The organism is Deinococcus sp. Marseille-Q6407 (assembly GCF_946848805.1).
In the GTDB taxonomy this organism is placed as follows: domain Bacteria; phylum Deinococcota; class Deinococci; order Deinococcales; family Deinococcaceae; genus Deinococcus.
Genome location: NZ_CAMPFU010000001.1, coordinates 325,424 through 343,784, shown reverse-complemented (window position 1 = coordinate 343,784; position 18,361 = coordinate 325,424). Strand labels below are relative to the sequence as shown.

General features: G+C 66.7%; 18 protein-coding genes and 1 tRNA gene. 13 read left to right on the top strand and 6 right to left on the bottom strand.

The features are described 5' to 3' along the window. Positions 1–63 precede the first annotated feature (63 nt). The 3 genes from OCI36_RS01720 to OCI36_RS01710 form a co-directional block, all read right to left on the bottom strand. Positions 64–441, bottom strand: coding sequence for a RidA family protein (locus tag OCI36_RS01720; protein ID WP_261663340.1), 378 nt, complete (start codon positions 439–441; stop codon positions 64–66). A gap of 62 nt (positions 442–503) precedes the next feature. Next, positions 504–1,592, bottom strand: coding sequence for a PP2C family protein-serine/threonine phosphatase (locus OCI36_RS01715; RefSeq protein WP_261663339.1), 1,089 nt, complete (start codon positions 1,590–1,592; stop codon positions 504–506). Between the two features lie 193 nt (positions 1,593–1,785). Continuing rightward, on the bottom strand, positions 1,786–3,006 hold the full coding sequence (locus OCI36_RS01710) for a type II secretion system F family protein (RefSeq protein ID WP_261663338.1): 1,221 nt from the start codon (positions 3,004–3,006) through the stop codon (positions 1,786–1,788). 89 nt (positions 3,007–3,095) lie between these two features. Between OCI36_RS01710 and OCI36_RS01705 the strand changes: the two genes are divergently transcribed. The 9 genes from OCI36_RS01705 (at position 3,096) to OCI36_RS01665 (ending at position 12,407) form a co-directional block, all read left to right on the top strand. Further along, a complete protein-coding gene (locus OCI36_RS01705; RefSeq protein ID WP_261663337.1) occupies positions 3,096–4,184 on the top strand; it encodes a transposase in 1,089 nt (362 codons plus the stop codon). Between the two features lie 83 nt (positions 4,185–4,267). After that, positions 4,268–4,906 carry an L-threonylcarbamoyladenylate synthase gene (locus OCI36_RS01700; RefSeq protein ID WP_261663336.1) on the top strand — a complete coding sequence of 213 codons (639 nt, stop codon included), beginning with the start codon at positions 4,268–4,270 and terminating at the stop codon, positions 4,904–4,906. 51 nt (positions 4,907–4,957) lie between these two features. Continuing rightward, the gene (gene scpB / locus OCI36_RS01695; protein ID WP_261663335.1) at positions 4,958–5,515 is read left to right on the top strand and encodes an SMC-Scp complex subunit ScpB; all 558 of its coding nucleotides are present in this window, start codon (positions 4,958–4,960) and stop codon (positions 5,513–5,515) included. Positions 5,516–5,571: 56 nt separating this feature from the next. Further along, a complete protein-coding gene (gene gatA, locus OCI36_RS01690; protein ID WP_261663334.1) occupies positions 5,572–7,059 on the top strand; it encodes an Asp-tRNA(Asn)/Glu-tRNA(Gln) amidotransferase subunit GatA in 1,488 nt (495 codons plus the stop codon). A gap of 54 nt (positions 7,060–7,113) precedes the next feature. Continuing rightward, positions 7,114–7,992 carry an HpcH/HpaI aldolase/citrate lyase family protein gene (locus OCI36_RS01685; RefSeq protein WP_261663333.1) on the top strand — a complete coding sequence of 293 codons (879 nt, stop codon included), beginning with the start codon at positions 7,114–7,116 and terminating at the stop codon, positions 7,990–7,992. Positions 7,993–8,003: 11 nt separating this feature from the next. Then, a complete protein-coding gene (locus tag OCI36_RS01680) occupies positions 8,004–8,483 on the top strand; it encodes a MaoC family dehydratase (RefSeq protein WP_261663413.1) in 480 nt (159 codons plus the stop codon). A 41-nt stretch (positions 8,484–8,524) separates the two neighbouring features. Continuing rightward, positions 8,525–9,895, top strand: coding sequence for a SlyX family protein (locus tag OCI36_RS01675; protein WP_261663332.1), 1,371 nt, complete (start codon positions 8,525–8,527; stop codon positions 9,893–9,895). A 48-nt stretch (positions 9,896–9,943) separates the two neighbouring features. Further along, positions 9,944–11,107 carry a hypothetical protein gene (locus OCI36_RS01670; RefSeq protein ID WP_261663331.1) on the top strand — a complete coding sequence of 388 codons (1,164 nt, stop codon included), beginning with the start codon at positions 9,944–9,946 and terminating at the stop codon, positions 11,105–11,107. 130 nt (positions 11,108–11,237) lie between these two features. Then, positions 11,238–12,407, top strand: coding sequence for a CCA tRNA nucleotidyltransferase (locus OCI36_RS01665; protein ID WP_261663330.1), 1,170 nt, complete (start codon positions 11,238–11,240; stop codon positions 12,405–12,407). Positions 12,408–12,413: 6 nt separating this feature from the next. On the opposite strand, the gene OCI36_RS01660 is transcribed toward OCI36_RS01665, so the two are convergent. Then, positions 12,414–13,049 (bottom strand): site-2 protease family protein, encoded by a 636-nt coding sequence (locus OCI36_RS01660; RefSeq protein WP_261663329.1) that lies wholly within the window; start codon positions 13,047–13,049, stop codon positions 12,414–12,416. Between the two features lie 3 nt (positions 13,050–13,052). After that, positions 13,053–14,567, bottom strand: a complete 1,515-nt coding sequence (gene guaB, locus OCI36_RS01655) for an IMP dehydrogenase (protein WP_261663328.1) — start codon at positions 14,565–14,567, stop codon at positions 13,053–13,055. A gap of 167 nt (positions 14,568–14,734) precedes the next feature. Here guaB and OCI36_RS01650 point away from each other — a divergent pair. Beyond that, positions 14,735–14,810 (top strand) — tRNA-Ala (locus OCI36_RS01650). Positions 14,811–14,878: 68 nt separating this feature from the next. On the opposite strand, the gene OCI36_RS01645 is transcribed toward OCI36_RS01650, so the two are convergent. Beyond that, positions 14,879–16,540, bottom strand: a complete 1,662-nt coding sequence (locus tag OCI36_RS01645) for a PQQ-binding-like beta-propeller repeat protein (protein WP_261663327.1) — start codon at positions 16,538–16,540, stop codon at positions 14,879–14,881. Between the two features lie 156 nt (positions 16,541–16,696). Here OCI36_RS01645 and OCI36_RS01640 point away from each other — a divergent pair, with 156 nt between their 5' ends. The 3 genes from OCI36_RS01640 to OCI36_RS01630 all read left to right on the top strand — a co-directional run bounded on the left by OCI36_RS01640 (position 16,697) and on the right by OCI36_RS01630 (position 18,261). Beyond that, the gene (locus tag OCI36_RS01640; RefSeq protein ID WP_261663326.1) at positions 16,697–17,179 is read left to right on the top strand and encodes a hypothetical protein; all 483 of its coding nucleotides are present in this window, start codon (positions 16,697–16,699) and stop codon (positions 17,177–17,179) included. A gap of 100 nt (positions 17,180–17,279) precedes the next feature. Further along, positions 17,280–17,735, top strand: coding sequence for a metallophosphoesterase family protein (locus tag OCI36_RS01635; protein WP_261663325.1), 456 nt, complete (start codon positions 17,280–17,282; stop codon positions 17,733–17,735). Between the two features lie 52 nt (positions 17,736–17,787). Continuing rightward, positions 17,788–18,261 (top strand): hypothetical protein, encoded by a 474-nt coding sequence (locus tag OCI36_RS01630; protein ID WP_261663324.1) that lies wholly within the window; start codon positions 17,788–17,790, stop codon positions 18,259–18,261. The last annotated feature ends 100 nt before the right edge of the window (positions 18,262–18,361 follow it).

Here is an 18,361-nt window from a genome sequence, read left to right as displayed (position 1 = left end):
GCCAGAAAAAAAGAACCGCCGGGAATGCTGAGGGCAGCTCCCGGCGGTTCTGGCCTGCCCTGCTCAGTGCAGCTCGGCCATCGCCTCGATTTCGATCAGGGCGTCCTTGGGCAGCCGGGCTACTTGCACCAGTGAGCGGGACGGGAAAGGTGCCTGGAAATATTCCGAGTACACCTCGTTGATGGCAGCAAAATCATCCATATTCGCCACGAAAATGGTGGTCTTGACGACCCGGTCGTAATCGGTGCCGGCCGCCCGCAGCACCGCGCCCAGGTTGTCCATGGCCTGCCGGGTCTGGGCGCGGGCGTCACCGCCGGCCCATTCGCCGTCTGGCCGCAGGGCAATCTGACCGCTGGTGATCACCAGATTGCCAAAGCTGACGCCCTGGCTGTATGCGCCGATGGCGGGGGCCGATTGATCGGTCTTGACTTCCTGTTTCATGGCCCTAATCTAGCGGACTAACCCTGGCGGGTGCTTCCAAAGGGGCACAGCACGCTGGCGGCTCAGGTTTTAAGCGGTGTCTTGCCGTTCCAGACTGCACCATCCCCATCCGGCACCAGGGTGATCCGGGCTTCAGGGTGCAGGACCGGCGAACCGGCGAACCTGAGCCGCCGGGCATATACCAGCAGCAGTACCAGCGCAAACAGGCCCAGCAAAGCGGTATAGATGCGGTAAAGCGGCAGCAGGGCCAGCACCAGCAAAATCAGGTAGACAGCTCCCAGCAGGAGATAATTGACCGGCGTGCCCTGGCGCACCTCGCTGAGCAGCTGCTCGGCGTAGACCGGGCCGTCATGCCAGCGCCCAGGCGGCAGCTGAAGCGGTGGGCGGCCGGGGCTCAGCACATCCACCACCACGGCCGAGATATTGTCGGGGCCGCCGGCCTGATTGGCCTGATCAATCAGCAGCCGGGCCACCTGCTCCGGCGAGCGCGGCAGGCTGAGAATGGTCAGCAGCTTGTAATCGCCGACTGGACCATACAGCCCATCGGTACACAGCAGCAGGCGGTCGCCCGGCTCCAGCGGAACACTCAGCAGCTCCAGACGCACCCGCTCTTCGCCGCCCAAGGCGTTACTCACCACATTGCGCCATCGGTGTGCCTGCGCCTGTTCGGGGGTCAGCTGGCCGGCCCGCAGCTGTTCGGCCACCCAGGAATGGTCGTCGGTCAGCCGGTATAAGGCCTCGCCGCGCAGCAGATAAGCCCGCGAGTCGCCGATATGGGTCAGGTACAGCGTGGCCTGGGTGATCATGGCTGCCAGCAGGGTGGTGCCCATGCCGCTCAGGTCGCCCACCGCCCGGCGGTAAACGGCCTGATTGGCCTTCTCAGCAGCGAAAATGGCCCGCTGCGCCAATGGCTCACGCTGCCGCTGCATCACGCCGGCAAACGTCTCCAGCGCCAGCCGGGAGGCCAGCTCGCCGGCTGCGTGCCCGCCCATGCCGTCTGCCACCGCAAACAGCTGGGCGCCGGGCAGTTCAGCTTCGACCAGGCTGTCCTGATTGGCTGACCCACGGCGCTGCCGCCCGACATCGGTCAGGCAGGCAGCCTGAAGCTCAGCCCTTCCCAGGCGGGAAAGGCCAGAGCTCCAGCTAAACAAACGGCCACCACTGGAGAACATCGTGGAAATCAGTCAGGAAAAAACTGGGCATGGTACAGAACTCTAGAGAGCGGGAAACAGGACCGGGCGGAACAAGACCATCTTAGAGGGTTAAGCAGAACTGCTCTGCTACACTTGCGTGACTCTGTTGCCTTCCCTGGCGCCTGCCAGGGGCCTTGTTCTACCACCCGGCTTACTGGCTCAGCGTATTGATGATCGAGAACATGGGCGTGAACATCCCCAGCACGATAAACAGCACGATGCCGCCTAGAGCCACAATCATGATCGGTTCGATGGCGGCCGTCAGGCTGTCAACCGCCTCTTCCACCTCACGGTCATAGAAGTCAGCCACTTTTTCCAGCATTTCATCCAGTGCCCCGGTCTCTTCACCGATCGCCACCATGCTGGTCACCATCGGCGGGAAGACTGGGCTGGCAGCCAGACTGCCACTGAGCGGCTCACCTACCGTGACCACGTTCTTGCCGTTTTCAATTGCTTCTTCAATGATGGCATTGTCAGCCGTGCCCTTGGTGATGTCCAGCGACTCGATGATGTTCACCCCGCTGCTGAGCAGCATGCCCAGCGTCCGGCTGAAAGAAGCGACTGCACCTTTGCGGGCCAGGGGACCCATCAGCGGGATCTTGAGCTTGACCTGATCAATCACGCGCCGGCCCTGAGGGGTGGAGTAATACCAGCGATACACGCCGTATACGATGGCCGCAATCAACACCAGTACCCAGGTGTAGGTCTGAAAGAAGGCCGACATGCTCATTAGAATCCGGGTAATAACCGGCAACTTGGCATCCATTGAGGTCAGAATGTCGCCGAAGGTGGGCACCACAAAGCGGATCAGGCCCCAGGTGATCAGCAGCGCGAACACCAGCACGATGGTGGGATAGGTCAGGGCCTTCTTGATCTTGCCGCGCAGAGCCAGATCCTTTTCCTGAAAATCGGCGATGCGGCCCAAAATCAGCTCCAGGGTCCCCGAGGTTTCGCCGGCGCGCACCAGATTGATGTAGAGACGGTTAAAGGCTTTGGGGTGTTTGGCCATTGCCTCGCTCATGGGTAGGCCACTCTCCACGTCCACCCGCACTTTACGGACAATTTCCTGAAAGCTCTTGTGTTCAATCTGCTTTTGCATGATGAACAGGGCCTGCACCAGCGGCACGCCGGCATTGATCAGGGTGGCCATCTGACGGCTGAACAGGGCCACGGTCTTGAGATCTGGTGCACGATTATCCAGACCCGGAATCTTGATATCGGCGTTCAGACCGCTGGTCGGCTCTTTGATATCTAGAATAGTCAGCTTACGCGAACGCAGTGCCTCACGTACCTGAGTAGCGGTTTCTGCTTCCATCTGTGAGGTCAGGATTTTCCCTGAGCCGTCGCGTACCCTGTACTGAAAGACCGCCATGTGAAAAGTATAACTCAGAACTTGTCTTCTCAGAACTTGCACCTGAATAGGCGGACAAAAAGCGCTCCCAGAGCTGAAATTCTGGAAGTGTGTACAAACAGGTTTCAGGGGAGCGCGCCCATATTCTCTCACAGCGGATTCTGGACATTCCAGAGACGCTGTACCAACGGCGAAGCTTGCAAGCTTCGCTGCACCTCTTCCACAGTCCAGGTCAGAAGACCAAGTTCAGCCAGGCAGAGGGAGTCAGCCCCAGTGCACTCAGCCGTTTCTTCAACATCTACGACTGGGATTCAGACCGTTGCTGGGAAGAGATGCAGGACACCCAATGGCGCATCCTGCTGGATACAGCTCGTCACAAACGTAGACCTCGAATGCGGCTCAGCGTGGATCTGACCACGGTGGAAAAGGTGGGAACTCAGCTGCCCTATGTCAGTGTCTACAACGGCAGGCACGGCATCCATCTGGTGGTCCTGTTCGCCGAGTATGGGGAACTGAAGTTCCCCATTTCTTACCGGGTCTACCAGGGCAAGCACACCAGCACCCCGGTCACACTGGCCCTCGACTTGCTGGAAGAGGTGCCAGACTTCGTGGGGAAACGCTTTCAGGTCTGCGTACTGGCGGACAGCGGATTCGAATCTGCTGTCTTTCTGGAAGGTGTGCAGCGTCTAGGTTTCGAGTTCGTGGTGGGTGTGCGGAGCAACCGACGCACGGATCATCCTGGGCGGGTGACAGTGGCGGATTGTCCGCACGGAGGGTATGTCAACCTCGCCAACTGGCCTCTAGAAACGCTGACCCTGGGGAGAATAGACCGTGGGGACCGTGAATTCTTCGCGGTGTCATCCGAGCTGCTGGAGGGGGATGACATCCTGGCCGAAGGAAAACGGCGCTGGGCACTGGAGTCGTTTTTCAAAGAAGGGAAGCATCAGTTTGGGTTGGCGCAGTTCGCGCTGCGAACTGCCAGGGGTCTGGACCGCTGGATTCTGATGGTCTTCCTGGCCTTCACCCTGACGACGCTGTACCGCTCAGAGGCCCTGACCTTGAAGGAAGCTGCACGCCTGGCTCTCTACGCCTTGTTCCCCGAAGTCAGGCTGAACCACCTGCTGAGCCAAATTCAAAAGGAGCAAGAATTCCTGCGCCAGCACGGCTATTCGCTCAGCTATGCAAGGTGCAAGTTATAAGTATAAGCTTCCTTTAGAATCCTTAGCTTTCAGATGAAAGAAGGAGCAAGCTGACGCGACAGCATCTGCGACAGACTTCTGTCATGAAGTTTGCTTCTCCAGATTTTTCCATTCCAGAAACTGGGCTCCCGGAATCCGAATTCCCGGTAGGTTTTCCCACCGAAACGGTCTGGGGACTGGGCGCACCGCCCACCCGGGCCGGCTGGGAAGCCCTGATCCGGGTCAAGGGACGTGACCCCAAGCAGGCCTTTCAGGTGTCGTGCGCTTCAGGAGAACTGGCGCTGCGCCTGGCCCGCGAACCGGAAGTGCTGGAGCCGCTCACCCGGTTCTGGCCTGGGCCGCTGACCCTGGTGGTGCCGGCTCAACCGGAGCTGGCAGACTATCTAGCACGCGGCGGCTGGGTGGGCTTGCGAGTGCCGGCACACCCGGCCGCCCAGGCGCTGCTGCAGGAGTCTGGCGGTTACCTGCTGACCAGCAGCCTGAACCTCAGCGGCCAGCCCACCGCCCGCACTGAAGCTGAAGCCCGCGCCCTGGGCCTGGCGCGGCGGGTGATTGGCGACGGAGGACAGCCACCCAGCGGTGCCGCTAGCACTGTACTGCGGGTCGGGGAAGGCCAGCTGGAGGTACTGCGGGCCGGGGCGCTGCCACTGGACGAGATCCAGGCCCAGCTGCAAGGCACACCGCTGGCAGACCTGTCCTTTGTCTCGGCCGCTGCCCACTGACCCTGTTTGCTTCTTCTGCAGGCCGGCCAGGGCGTTATCATGGTGGGCCGTATGCCTGCCGATGCTGTCCCCGCTCCCGCCGACCCTGCCCCCACCCCACTGCAACTGACCTGCGCGGCGCTGGTGGCGGCCGGGCGGCCGCTGCGGCTGAGCGAGCTGGCCGGGCTGACAGGTCTGAGCGAGGACGGCGCCCTGCGAGTGGTGCAGGAGTTGCAGGGACGCCTCGGTGAGCTGGGGCTGGCGGCCGAACTGGTGGCCGGTGGCTGGCGGCTGTATGTACCGGCCGAACTGGGCCCCCATTTAGCCCCGGTGCTAGCGCCGCCCGCCCTGCCACCCCTGAGCCACGCCGCGCTGGAAGTGCTGGCAATTGTGGCCTACCGGCAGCCGGTGACCCGCGCCGAGATTGAAGCGATGCGCGGGGGCAGCGCTTCAACCCTGGTGACCCTGCAAGAGCGCGAGCTGATCAAGGCAGTGGGCCGCAGCGACGCCCTGGGCCAGCCGATACTGTACGGCACCACCCAGAAATTCCTGCTGGAATTCGGCCTGGCCTCGCTGGCCGAGCTGCCCCCGCTGGAAGGCAACGATTTTTCGGAACTGCTGCGCAGCTGAGCCACCACAGCGTTTTCATGGCCCGGGCAACAGCGGAGGCAGGTACACTGGGGCACATGTCAAGTCTGCCGCCTTCCTCTCCTCTGCCCTCGCCCGCCCGCCAGCTGGCCCAGGCTGTTCAAAGCGGCGCGCTGGCCCCACAGGCCCCGGCCGAAGAAGCGCTGCGCCGCATTCGGGCGGCCGGGCAACTGAATGCCGTGCTGAGCGAAGTCGACCCTACCGAGCAGCTGCAGGCGGTGCAGCAGCGACTGAACGCTGGCGAAACGTTACCGCTGGCCGGCGTGCCGGTCATTCTCAAGGACAATCTCAGCCTGCGCGGCTCGCCCACCACCTGTGCCAGTCGGATGCTGGAAAGCTACCGTCCACCCTACACCGCCACCGCCGTGCAGCGCCTACAGGACGCCGGCGCCGTGGTGGTGGGCAAGGCCAACCTGGACGAGTTCGCCATGGGTTCCAGCAACGAGAACAGCGCTTTCGGACCGGCGCTGAACCCCTGGGGCGAAGGCCGGGTGCCGGGCGGCAGCTCCGGCGGCAGTGCAGCGGCCATTGCGGCGCGGCTGACTCCGCTGACCGTGGGCAGCGACACCGGCGGCTCGGTGCGGCAGCCGGCCGCACTGTGCGGGGTCTACGGCTTCAAGCCCACCTACGGGCGCATTTCGCGTTCCGGCCTGGTGGCCTATGCCAGCAGCCTGGACACGGTGGCCCCCTTTGCCCTGAGCGCCGCCGACCTGGCCCTGACGCTGGGCGTGATGTCGGGCCACGACCCCCGCGACGCCATCAGCCTCAACCAGCCGGCCGACTTCACGGGGGCGCCACTGGAGCTGAGCGGCCTGCGGGTCGGGGTGGTGCAAGAAGGCCTGCCCGGGTGTACCTCCGGCGTGGCCGCTGCGCTGGACGAGATGCGCCGGGCACTCGGCGCGGCCGGCGCACAAGTGCAGGAGGTCAGCCTGCCGCACCTGAAAAACGCAGTGGCCGCCTACTACATCGTGGCGATGGCCGAAGCCAGCTCCAACCTCTCGCGCTTTGACGGCATGCACTATGCCCGCCGCGCTGAGGAAGGAGCGGGCGGCGCGGTGCAGAGCATGCTGCACACCCGCGAGGAATTCTTCGGGGCCGAAGTGCAAAAGCGCATCATGCTGGGCACCTTTATTCTCAGCAGCGGGTACTCGGACCGCTACTACACCAAGGCGCTGCAGGTGCGCCGTTTGATCGCCCAGGAATTTGAAGAAGCATTCCGGCAGTTCGACGTGCTGCTGATGCCCACCAGCCCTTTCCCGGCCTTTCGCCTGGGCGAACGCAGCGGCGACCCGCTCGCCATGTACGCCGCCGACGTGAACACGGTGGGCGTGAACCTGGCCGGCATTCCAGCGCTGAGTGTGCCGGCCGGTTTCGAGACGGTGGACGGCCAGCGCCTGCCGGTGGGCCTGCAATTCAGCGCCCGCGCCGGCGACGATGCCCGGCTGGTGGCCCTGGCGGCCGCCCTGGAACAGCTGGGTGCCGTGCAGCTGGAAACGCCGGACGGCTATCAGGATTTCAGTCTGTAAGGCTCGGCCGGAGTGTAAGGCGGGGGCTGACCGGCCATGTTCTAGACTGACCTCATGTCCACAATTCAGCCTGCCGCCCTGCGGCCACGGTCGGTGCTGTTTGCGCCGGCCGGCCGCGCCGATCTGATTGCCAAGCTGCCCCGCTCCCGCCCCGACGCCGTGGTTATTGACCTGGAAGACGCGGTGCCGGCGACCGCACAGGCCAAAGCTGCTGCCCGCCCGGTTGCCCGGCAGGGCAGTCTGGACCTGTGCGCCCAGCACCCGGAACTGGCCGTCTTCGTGCGGGTGAATGCGGTTCATTCGCCCTTTTTCCAGGACGACCTGGCCGCGCTGCACCCGGGGCTGGCCGGCGTAGTAGTGCCCAAGCTGGAAACCGCCGTAGACGTGCAGATGGCCTGCGACGCCCTGCGCGAACGGGGGCTGAACCTGCCGCTGCTGGCCGGCCTGGAAACCGGCGCGGGGGTCTGGAACGCCCAGGCTATCCTCAGTGAAAGCTGTGTCCAGTGGGCCTATTTCGGCGCTGAGGACTATGTCACCGACCTGGGCGGCGTGCGCACGCCCGGCAACGCCGAGGTGCGCTACGCCCGCTCACAGGTGGCGTTGGCTGCCCGGCTGAGCGGCACCCACGCGCTGGACATCGTCGTGACGGCGCTGAACGACGAAGCCCGCTTCCGCGAGGACGCCGCGCAGGGCCGGGCTCTGGGCTACGGCGGCAAGCTGTGCATTCACCCGGCGCAGGTGCCGCTCAGCAACGAGCTGTTCGGAGTCAGCGAAGCCCAGCTGGCCCGTGCCCGGGCGCTGCTGGCCGCCGCCAACGAGGCCGCGCAGGCCGGGCACGGCGCTTTCAGTTTCGAGGGCCAGATGGTGGATGAACCGATGCTGGCCGCCGCACGGGCCACGCTGGCCCAGCCAGAAAAAGGAGACCCGCTATGACCGAAACCCCACTGAACGCCGACCTGCTGCGCCCCCAGGGCCGCTATTTCGAGGAACTGCCGCCCGGCACGGTGATCCGGCACCGGGTCACCCGCACGCTGACCGAGAGCGACAACATCCTGTTCACCACCCTGACCATGAACCCACAGCCGCTGCACCTGGATTTTGAATATGCGGCGCAGAGCGAATTCGGCCGCCCGCTGGTCAATTCGATGATGACCCTCAGCCTGCTGGTGGGCCTCAGCGTGCACGAGCTGTCGCTGGGCACCCTGATTGCCAACTTGGGCCTGAGCGATGTCCGCTTTCCGGCGCCGGTCTTTCACGGGGACACCATCCACGCCGAGTCGGAAGTGCTGGACGCCCGCGCCAGCCGCAGCCGGCCCGGCCAGGGGGTGGTTACGGTGCGGCACCGCGCTTTCAAGCAAAGCGGCGAAGTGGTGGCCGAGTGCACCCGCACGCTGCTGATGCAGGGGCGGCCGGGCCCGGTCTGACCGCCTGCCGCCCGGCACACCCATCAAGCGTAAACTGGGTCATGTTTCCCTTCATCGTCTGGCTGGTGCTGGCCGGCGCCCTGGCAGCACTGGCTGCCTTGTGGCGCCGGGTGGCCCGGCAGCAGCGCGAGCTGGACGAACTGCGGGCGCAGGTGCAGGCGCTGTCCCGGCAGGGCGCGGCAGCCCGGCCCTCGGCGCCGCCTCCCGGACCCGCAGCGCCGACCAGGCTGGAGACTCCAGAAAAGCCAGCGCAGCCCAGCGAACTGGACATCAACTTCCTGCGGTCCTCCTGGTCGGTGCCGCCGGAAGCGGGTAACCCAGAGCCGACCCCACACGTACCAGCCAGCGCTCCTCAGCCGCGTGCCTCTCTCCTGAGTGGGGGCCAGTGGTTCGCCGCGCTGGGCGGGCTGCTCACGCTGCTGGGGCTAGGGGCCGTCCTGTCGCAGCTGGTGCGGGCCGGGTTCTTCACGCCACAGCTGCAGCTGGGGGCTGCCTTTGCCCTGGCCGCGGCGCTGTATGCCCTGGCCGAGCGTGCCCGGCCTGCGGTGGCGGCGGTGCTGCGCGGGCTGGGCTACGGCACAGCGGCGCTGGCGTTTGGGGCAATGTTTCAGGCCGGCACCCTGCCGGCCCTGGCCGTGCTGGGCCTGACCGGGCTGCTCAGCCTGCTGGTGGGCTGGCACGCCTGGCAGCGGCGCGAACCGCTGACGCTGCTGGTGGCACTGAGCGGCACCACCCTGGCCTGCTGGCTGCTGGCCGATGACCTGGCCGCCGGGCAGGGCACGCTGGGTGCGGCCCAGTTGGCGCTGCTGGCCGTCTTTGCCGCCACGCTGTGGAGTGTGCGGCGTGGCCCTGCGCCACACCACGCCGCCCCTCTGGCTCTGCAGGCACAGACACTGCTGCCCTTGCTGCTGCCGCTGGGGCTGTTGGGCCTGTGGGTGAGTGCCCAGGCGCACGGGCTGAGCGGCGAAAGCTGGCTGTGGGTGCTGCTGGGCACGGCCGGACTGCTGGGGCTAGCCTGGCCACCCACGCCGGGTGCAGCGGCAAAAACGGCACCGGCCAGCCTGAACGCTGCAGCAGTGCAGGCTGCCGCCTTGCTGGCCTTGAGCGGCACGGCGGCGGCACCTTTGCTGGCCTGGCTGCCCCTGAACTGGGCCCCGCTGCTGACCCTCTGGGCAGCAACGGGCGCGGCGCTGATACTCCGGGCGCGGCACACGCCACTCACGCAGCCCGACCTCTTGCGAGACGCTCAGGTCTGCCAAGCGCTGGGCCTGGGCGCAAGCCTGACCCAGCGCTTGGCAGACCTGAGTGGTGGGGTCTGGGCGGCCGCCTTTCCGGAGGGGCTGCGGCTGTTGCCCTACGCCCTGCTGGCGTCTCACTACGGGCGCTGGTCCGGAGCCAAAGGCTGGCAGTAGGCCGGCGCCCTGCTGAGCAGTCTGGCACTGCTGGCGTCACTGCCGGAGGTGGGCAGTCTGGAGGGCAGGACGGCCCTGGCGCTGGGTGCGTTAGCAGCACTGGGCACGGGCCTGAGCCTGCTCCCCCGTCCTGGCGCGGTCCTGCTGGTGCCGGCCGCCCTGGCTCTGCTGGCCGCCTCGCCGGATCCCCTGAGGCTGCTTCTGCTCCTGGGGGCCACCCTACTGGCCGTCTGGGCTGGGCCGCGCTGGGAAGGCCGGGGGCTGTGGTGGGCGCTATGGGTGGCGGGCGCTGGGCTGGTGCTAGAGCTGAGCCACCTAACCGGAGCCCTGATCGCGGGAGCAGGGGCCGGTTCCCCGCTGCCCTGGGCCATCCTGACAGAAGCCAGCGTGGCCGGGCTGTTTCTGGTTCTCAGCCCGCAGCTGCGCCCCGCCTGGACGGCTTTGGCAGGCACTCTGCGCCGCCCGCTAGACCGGCTGGCCCAGGGGCTGGAAGGTGCCGCTGTCTGGGGCTGGCTGCTGGGCACCCTGCTGACCCTGCAGGACCGGCTGGGGCAGTGGCCCACAGCACTGCTGCTGACCGGTATGCTCGCGGCCGTGCTGCCGCTGGGACTCGTCCGGTTGCCGCTGCGCTCGGCCCGCCTGCTCCACTGGCTGCTGGGGGCGGGCCTGCTCACAGCACTGGCAGCTCCGGCCCTGCTGGGCGACCTCTTCGTCGCAGATTCCGCCCACCCCATCCCGCTGCTGAGTGGCTGGCTGGCCTGGTCAGCGGCCACGGCAGCGCTGTGGTGGGCCACTGCGGGCCGCCGCCCGGCAACCACCCCCCCGCTGTTGCCGCTGCCGGCCTGGGGCAGGCTATTGCTGGGCGGATTGCTGGCCCAGAGCCTCGGCGGCCTGCTGGCACTCACGCTGGGACTCCCGCTTACCGGGCTGGCGGCAGGGCTGCTGTCCACCGCGCTGCTGCTGGCCACCGGCCTGCTGGGCCTGACCTGGGCCTACCGCGCCGGCCTGCGTCCAGTGTGGTGGCTGGGCCTGGGCTTTTTCGGGCTGGGCGTGGCCAAGCTGGTGCTGGCAGATTTGGACGGCCTGGGCCTCAGCGCACGCGGCCTGGGGCTGACGCTGGTCGGGCTGCTGCTGGGGATCGGGCAACTGGCCCCGGACGGAGCGCGGGAACCGCAGGGCAATGAGGCTGAATCCAGCACAGCTGAACACTGAGCCGGTGCTCTGGGGTGAGGCGGAGTGAGAGCCCTTCCCCGGTCCACCCTCTACGGCCCACTGACGGAATGCGGCAGGCCCCCTTTCCGCTCCCCTTCTCCCTGGCACCCAGCAGGCTACACTGCCCCTCATGGCGACAAACAGGCAGCACCAGCAGGAGAAGGATGCAGCCGGGCCACAGGTTTGGGCTGCCCTCTCTCCCGCTGACCGGGCGTTCCTGCAGGCTCTACATGCCGACGCGGCTGGCGCGGGTGAGCTGGCCCTGGTGGGCGGTGCTGTCCGCGACGCACTGCTGGGTGTACCGAACGCCTCGCCGGACCTGGATATCGTGCTGGACACCTCGGGCGGCCTCAGCGTCGGCGAGCTGGCCCGGCGCTACAGCGCCCGCAGCAGCCTGCCGCACACCTATCACCCCCAGTTCGACAACGCCACCCTGACCCTGCCAGACGGCCGCCACGCCGACCTGATCCGGGCGCGGCGCGAGCGTTACCCGGTGCCGGGGCAGCGCCCCGAGGTGGCGGCCGGCACCCTGCTGGACGACCTCTGGCGGCGCGATTTTGGGCTGAATGCGCTGGCGCTGCGCCCCGGCGACCCGCCGGCCCTGCTGGACCCGGCCGGCGGCCTGGACGACCTGCAGGCACGGACCCTGCGCCCCCTGCACGCCCGCTCGCTGCATGAGGATGCCAGCCGGCTGGTGCGGGCCGCGCGGCTCGCCGGCCGTCTGGACCTGCGGGCGCACCCGGAACTGCTCCGGCAGGTGCCCGATGCCCTGGCGCTGGCCAACACCACCCCGCGCCTGTGGGCCGAACTGGGTCTGCTGCTACACGAGGCGCATCCGGCCCGCGCTGCCCGGCAGCTGGCAGACTGGGGCGCGGGCGACCTGCTCCCGGGCGGCCTGCTGCCCCTCTGGGAAAGGCTGGAAAATACGCCCGGCGCGGCAGCTGACCTTTACGCGGCGGCGCTGCTGCACCGCGCCGCGCAGCCGGCCCGCTGGGCTGAGCGCCTGGGCCTGGGTCATGGCCCGGAGCGATTATTGGCCCGCGCCCTTTCGGCAGCACCTTTTCCGGCCGGGTCGCCCGAGCGCACCCTGCGCCGCGTGCTCCAGCCGGAGCGCCCCGATTACGAACCGCTGCAAGGCCGCGACCTGCTGGCCGCCGGCTGGGCCGCCGGGCCGGCGCTGGGGCAGGCGCTGGCCGAACTGCGCCGGCAGCGCGAAGCCGGTGCAGTGAGCAGCCAGGCAGAAGAATGGGCCACCCTGCGCGAGTGGCAGGCACGGCCCGGCGGTTCCCGGAGCAGTTAAACCCGGCTAGGCAAAGACCAGACCCAGCGCCCACTGCCGCACCAGGCCCAGAAACTGGCCCAGCGGTCCCCGGAACAGCAGGATAAAAGCCATCACCGCAAAAAAGCTGTAGGGGCTGCGCTCGAATTCCTGCAGGGCGCGGCCCAGCGGCGGCACCAGTCCCGACAGAATCCGGCTGCCGTCCAGCATCGGAATTGGCAGCAGGTTAAACACGGCCAGGCTGAGGTTCAGGATAAAAAAGGTCAGCAGCACCTGCCCGAGGGTGGTCAGGCTCTGATAACCGGCGCCAAACAGCAGCTCATGCGGCAAAAACCGCATTACCAGTCCGGCTATGACCGCCAGCAAAACGTTGCTGAGGGGCCCGGCGGCCGCCACCCAGAAGTTCTGCCAGCGGCCCAGCCGGTTCATATTCACCATCACCGGCTTGGCATAGCCGAAGTCCGCCACAATCAGCAGCAGGGTGCCGAAAGGGTCAAGGTGCGCCAGCGGATTGAGGGTCACCCGGCCCTGCGAACGCGGCGTGGGGTCACCGAAACGGTCTGCCGTCCAGGCATGGGCGAACTCATGAAAGGCCAGCGCCATCATCAGCGCCAGGGCCGTGATGACAAAGGCGACCGGGTCGGTCCGCAGCAGGTTCAGCATCGCTCAGCGGCTCCCGCCGTAGTTGGGCGCTTCCTTGGTGATGGTCACGCCGTGAGGGTGGCTTTCCACCAGGCTGGCGCCGGTAATGCGGGTAAACTGCGCTTCGCGCTGCAGGGCCGCCAGGTCGGGCGCGCCGCAGTAGCCCATGCTGGACTTCAGGCCGCCGGCGAACTGGTACAGCACCTCGCCGGCCGTGCCGCGGTAGGCCACGATACCTTCGATGCCTTCAGGCACGAACTTGCGGGTGCCACTCTGGAAATAGCGGTCGGAGCTGCCGTCGCTCATGGCGCCCAGCGATCCCATGCCGCGGTAGGACTTGTAGCGCCGGCCATCGCGCAGCACCATCTCGCCGGGGGCCTCGTCGGTGCCGGCCAGGGCCGAGCCCATCATCACGGCACTCGCGCCCGCCGCAATCGCCTTGGGCACGTCACCGGTCTGCTTGATGCCGCCGTCGGCAATCACCGGCACGCCCGCTTCCATCGCTGCGGCGCTGGCTTCAAAGATGGCCGTGATCTGGGGCACGCCCACCCCCGTCACCACCCGAGTGGTGCAGATGCTGCCCGGGCCGATGCCCACCTTCACAGCGTCGGCGCCGGCCAGGATCAGGTCGCGGGCACCCTCGCGGGTGGCCACGTTCCCGCCAATCACGTCCACGTCGAACTGCTCCTTAACCTGCTCCAGCGCCCTCAGGATGCCCTGCGAGTGCCCGTGGGCGCTGTCCAGCACCAGCACGTCGGCGCCGGCGGCCACCAGGGCACCGGCCCGCTCCATCAGATCCTTCGACACGCCGATGGCGGCCGCCACCCGCAGCCGGCCCAGCTCGTCCTTGGCGGCGTTGGGGTACTTCATGCGCTTGGCGAGGTCCTTGATGGTGATCAGGCCGCGCAGATGGCCATCCCCATCGGTGACCAGCAGCTTTTCGATGCGGTGGCTCTTGAAGATGTCGCGTGCCTGCTCCAGCGTGGTGCCCACCGGCACGGTGACCAGGTCTTCCTTGGTCATCACGTCGTACACCGGAGTGCTCAGGTCGTCCACAAAGCGCATATCGCGGTTGGTGATGATGCCCTGCAGGTGGCCCTGAGCGTCGGTAATCGGCACCCCGCTGATCTTATACTCGCCCATCAGCCGGTCGGCCTCGCCCACCGTGGCGGTGCTGGGCAGGGTGATGGGATCCACGATCATGCCGCTTTCCGAGCGCTTGACCTTGCGGACCATCTCGGCCTGGGCTTCCACCGACATATTCTTGTGAATCACGCCGATGCCGCCTTCGCGGGCCAGCGCCACGGCCATCTGGGTTTCGGTGACGGTGTCCATCGCCGCAGAAATAAAGGGAATGTTCAGCCGGATGCGCCGGGTCAGCTGGGTCTGAATATTCACCTCGCTGGGCAGCACCTGCGAGTGGCGGGGCGTCAGCAGCACATCGTCAAAAGTAATGCCCTCACGGCCAAATTTGTACTGGAAGCGGGAATCTTGGTCGGCGGGGTCATAGGCGGACGGCTGCATGGGCTCCTCGGTCATGCAAGCCAGTTTACTCTCCCCCGCGCCAGGTCATGGTGGGCTTTTCCCGGTGTGGGCTGCGCGGATGCCGCAGCGGCGTCAGCGTCCTGCGGACTTGCCCCGCCGCGCCCAAGATGCTAGATTTCCTTTTGCCTTGAGCTGTCTGCATTGCTCCAGGAAACAGAAACGGGGTTATAGCTCAGCTGGGAGAGCGCGTCGTTCGCAATGACGAGGTCAGGGGTTCGATCCCCCTTAACTCCACCAAATCACCGCCTTCCACTGCTCGGAAGGCGGTTTTTTCTGGCGGTTCAGCTCAGATGTTCGCTCAGGCTTCAGGGCCGGGGCAGCGGGTTGGCATACAGCCCCACCCAGTTCAGCGGCCACTCGCGGGTCTGGCCGGCCCACTGCACCTGCAGTCCCTGCGCCGAGGTGCCTACCCGGGCGCCGGGCTGCCGGTCCAGGTTCCCGATGCTGGCATATGGCACCCCATCCACCAGCACGGCAGGTACGGTCCAGCGCCCTTCGCCCTGACCCTGGCGCAACTCTGCGGTAACTGCTGCGCCGGATTGCCCCGGCTGGGCAGCGGCAGGAGGCAGCAACTCCAGACCGTAGGCTGCAGCCAGCGCCGGCAGCGGCAAATGCACCCGGCCGCCGATCAGGCGTGGCTGGCCGTCCGTAACCAACGGGTGAGCTGCCGTGGCTGCGGGGATGGTGGCTGCAGGCGCTCCAGCAGCCGGGGCAGTCGCCACTTCAGACGGCTGTGCAGATGGCTGCGCGGGGGCCGGCGCAGGCGAAGAAGGTACAGACGGCTGCGGCTCAGCCGGCGGCCGGGTGGCCGTCACTGGAGTCGTCGTCACCGAGGCAGCCGGAGCCTGAGCCTGAGCAACTGCTTCCAGGGGAGCAGCATTCGCCCGGCGCTGGGCCAGCACGGCGCTCTGCTCTTCTCCATTCAGCGCCCGGCCCCAGCCCTGTGGGGTGGCGCGGAAAGAAGACCAGGGGCCCGCTGCCTGCGGCCAGCCGCCTGCGTAAGCCCGCAGTTGCCCGTCCACGACCACCAGCCAGGTGCCACCGTCGGTCACCGTCACCGGGGTGTCAATCCGCTCGCCCAGGTCCTCCCGGCTGACCTCGCGGCCGCCGGCCGACACCCGGTGTAGCACGCCGCTCAAGTCGCCCACCAGCAGGTCACCGTTCCACAGCTCGGTGGCCGAGGCGGTGATGGGTGCGCCGGCCGGATACGACCAGGCCAGAGTGCCGTCCAGGGCGTAGGCGTTCAGCTCTCCCCCGAAACTGCCCACCACCACCTGCCCGCCGGCCGTGACAGTGGGGCTGGCATTCACGAACCCGCTCAGCGGCTGCTTCCAGCGCAGTTCTCCCCTAAGCGTCAGCGAGTAGAGAAAGCGGTCTGCCGACCCGAAGTAGAGGTTGCCCTGGGCATCCAGCGCCGGCGAACTGAAGACCGAGCGCCCCGCCTGAAAAGTCCAGAGGCGCTGGCCCGACAGGTCGAAAGCGAAGACACTGCCGGACTGCGACCCCAGATAGATCCGGCCATCTGCCGACACCGCTGGGCTGGAAAAGCTGGGTGCCCCCAGCGACTGGCGCCACAGTACCGCGCCGTCAGCGCCGATGCGGTACAGGCTGCCGCCGGCCGTCGCCACCACCGCCGAGCCATCGGGCAGCAGCGCCGGGCTGGCAAAAATGTCGCCGTCCAGCCGAACATTCCACAGCGGCTGACCGGCTGCACTGAAGGCATACAGTCGGTCGTCATAAGCTGCGGCCAGCAGCGACCCGTCCGGACGCACCACCGGGAAAGCCCGGCCGATGTCGCCCAACGCGGCTTTCCACTGCACCTGTCCGGCCGCATTCAGGCGGTAGAGTTGCCGCTGGTTACTCAGCACCACGGCGTCCTGCCCAGCGCTGGCTGCCGCTGAGAGGGCTTCAATGCTGGCGGTCCAGCGGGGTACCTGCTGCGCCTGGGCGACCGGGGCCAAACTCACCAATAGAGTTAATGTCACACTGGTTACTTTTTCTCGTAGATTTCTCATAGTGTAGTTTTTCCTTAAGAGAGCCTTCAGCTGGTCTGAGCCGAGTGCTGAAACGGTAGGGCGAAAGGTGGACGCTTCACAGCCTAGCCACCTAAGATGAGGGCAGTTATGAAAAAGATTCTGATGCTGACCGCCCTGGTGATGGGTGCCGCGAGTGCCCAGACCCAGCAGAGCACCGCTGCCGCCACTGTCACTGCCGCCCCCAGCGCGGCTGACCTCTACAGCCAGGCTCAGGAGTACGCGGTGCAGGCCGACGTGGCCTACCCCCAGGCTTTTTATGACCGCACCCTGTGGAAAGCCAGTGTAGACAGCGCTTACGGCGCCGCCCGCATGGAGCCCGGCAACCGTGACTACCAGGCTTACCTGGCGCAGCTGTACACCAAGACCCAGTGGTGGATCAACGCCTATAACACCTGGCGTTCTATGGACAGCCTGAGCGCCACCGAACGCCAGTGGGCCAGCCTGAGCGCCGCCAAGCTGGCTTACCTGGCCCTGCAGCGTGGTGACCGCGCCGCCGCCAGCGCTTACGTCAGCCAGGGCATGGCCTGGGCTGACAGCGACAGCCTGCGCGCCATCCGCAGCCGCCTCTGAGTTCACCGACTCCACGTCAAGTCGGGGCCCCCACATCCGGGGGCCTTTTTTTGTTGCCCACTGGTGAAGTACCCGGCCGTCAGCTTCTAGACTTGGAATTATGCGTGCCCTGATTCTTTCCGATACCCACGGTCTGCTGCGCCCTGAAGTGCTGACGCTGCTGCCCCAGGCAGAGCTGATTATTCATGCCGGCGATGTGGGCAGCCCCGACGTACTTGCTGCTCTTCAGGCGGCAGCCGGCGGGCCGCTGCACGTGGTACGCGGCAATGTGGACCGGCAGCCGCCCCTCAGCGACCTGCCGGCCACCGAGTTGCTGGAGGCCGGTGGGCGGTCACTCTACCTGCTGCACAACCTGGACGACCTGGACCTGGCTCCCCGGGCGGCCGGCATAGATGCGGTCATCTTCGGGCACTCGCACCGCCTCGAGCAGCGCCGCGAGGACGGCGTGCTGTACCTGAACCCCGGCTCGGTCGGGCCACGGCGGTTCAGCCTGCCGGTGGCCTGCGCCTGGCTGGACCTGAGTGACCTCGGCGTGGAGCCGGTCCGGCTGGGCTGAGCCGGGCTGAGGATCACGGTCCGGCCTGCGGGCAGGCAATATACTTGCTGTCATGACGCTGCATCCTGCTGCCCATGCTTCCAGCCCGCTCACCGAGGACCTGGTTATGGCTCTGCGCGAGCTGGGTCTGCAAACCGAGTGGCTAGATGAGGGCGCCCTGGTCGAGGTGGGTGATCACCGCATCTTGCTGGAAGTGGACCGCAGCGGCGAGGGCGAGGTGCTGGTCCGCGCCAATATGCCGCTGGACATCTTCGTGGAAGAAGATTCGCTGTCCGATTCGCTGATGGGCCTCAACTTGATGAACCAGACGCTGGATTTCGGCATGCTGCTGCTGAATCCGGTTGAGGACGAAGCCGCCGAGGAAATGCCCGGCGCGTTTGCCATTGTGGGGCGCACGGTGGTCTGGCTGGGCAGCACCGGCCCGGCCGAGGTACAGCGGCTGTCCACCCACCTGCACCGCTTTGAAGCCGAGGTGTTCGACAGCCTGGAAAGTGCCGTCAACAGCGCCGGCGCGATGACCGCCTGAAGCAGACCCCTCAACATCAAGCATCAAGCAGAGAAGCAAAAGCCGGAGCTGAAATTGCTCCGGCTTTTGCTTCTCTGGCGCCTGGCCCCGGCGCGTAACT

Coding starts and splice junctions, on each gene's coding strand:
- OCI36_RS01720 (WP_261663340.1), bottom strand. CDS start 441: ATGAAACAGGAAGTCAAGACCGATCAATCGGCCCCCGCCATCGGCGCA.
- OCI36_RS01710 (WP_261663338.1), bottom strand. CDS start 3,006: ATGGCGGTCTTTCAGTACAGGGTACGCGACGGCTCAGGGAAAATCCTG.
- OCI36_RS01700 (WP_261663336.1), top strand. CDS start 4,268: ATGAAGTTTGCTTCTCCAGATTTTTCCATTCCAGAAACTGGGCTCCCG.
- scpB (WP_261663335.1), top strand. CDS start 4,958: ATGCCTGCCGATGCTGTCCCCGCTCCCGCCGACCCTGCCCCCACCCCA.
- gatA (WP_261663334.1), top strand. CDS start 5,572: ATGTCAAGTCTGCCGCCTTCCTCTCCTCTGCCCTCGCCCGCCCGCCAG.
- OCI36_RS01685 (WP_261663333.1), top strand. CDS start 7,114: ATGTCCACAATTCAGCCTGCCGCCCTGCGGCCACGGTCGGTGCTGTTT.
- OCI36_RS01675 (WP_261663332.1), top strand. CDS start 8,525: ATGTTTCCCTTCATCGTCTGGCTGGTGCTGGCCGGCGCCCTGGCAGCA.
- OCI36_RS01665 (WP_261663330.1), top strand. CDS start 11,238: ATGGCGACAAACAGGCAGCACCAGCAGGAGAAGGATGCAGCCGGGCCA.
- OCI36_RS01660 (WP_261663329.1), bottom strand. CDS start 13,049: ATGCTGAACCTGCTGCGGACCGACCCGGTCGCCTTTGTCATCACGGCC.
- guaB (WP_261663328.1), bottom strand. CDS start 14,567: ATGACCGAGGAGCCCATGCAGCCGTCCGCCTATGACCCCGCCGACCAA.
- OCI36_RS01640 (WP_261663326.1), top strand. CDS start 16,697: ATGAAAAAGATTCTGATGCTGACCGCCCTGGTGATGGGTGCCGCGAGT.
- OCI36_RS01635 (WP_261663325.1), top strand. CDS start 17,280: ATGCGTGCCCTGATTCTTTCCGATACCCACGGTCTGCTGCGCCCTGAA.
- OCI36_RS01630 (WP_261663324.1), top strand. CDS start 17,788: ATGACGCTGCATCCTGCTGCCCATGCTTCCAGCCCGCTCACCGAGGAC.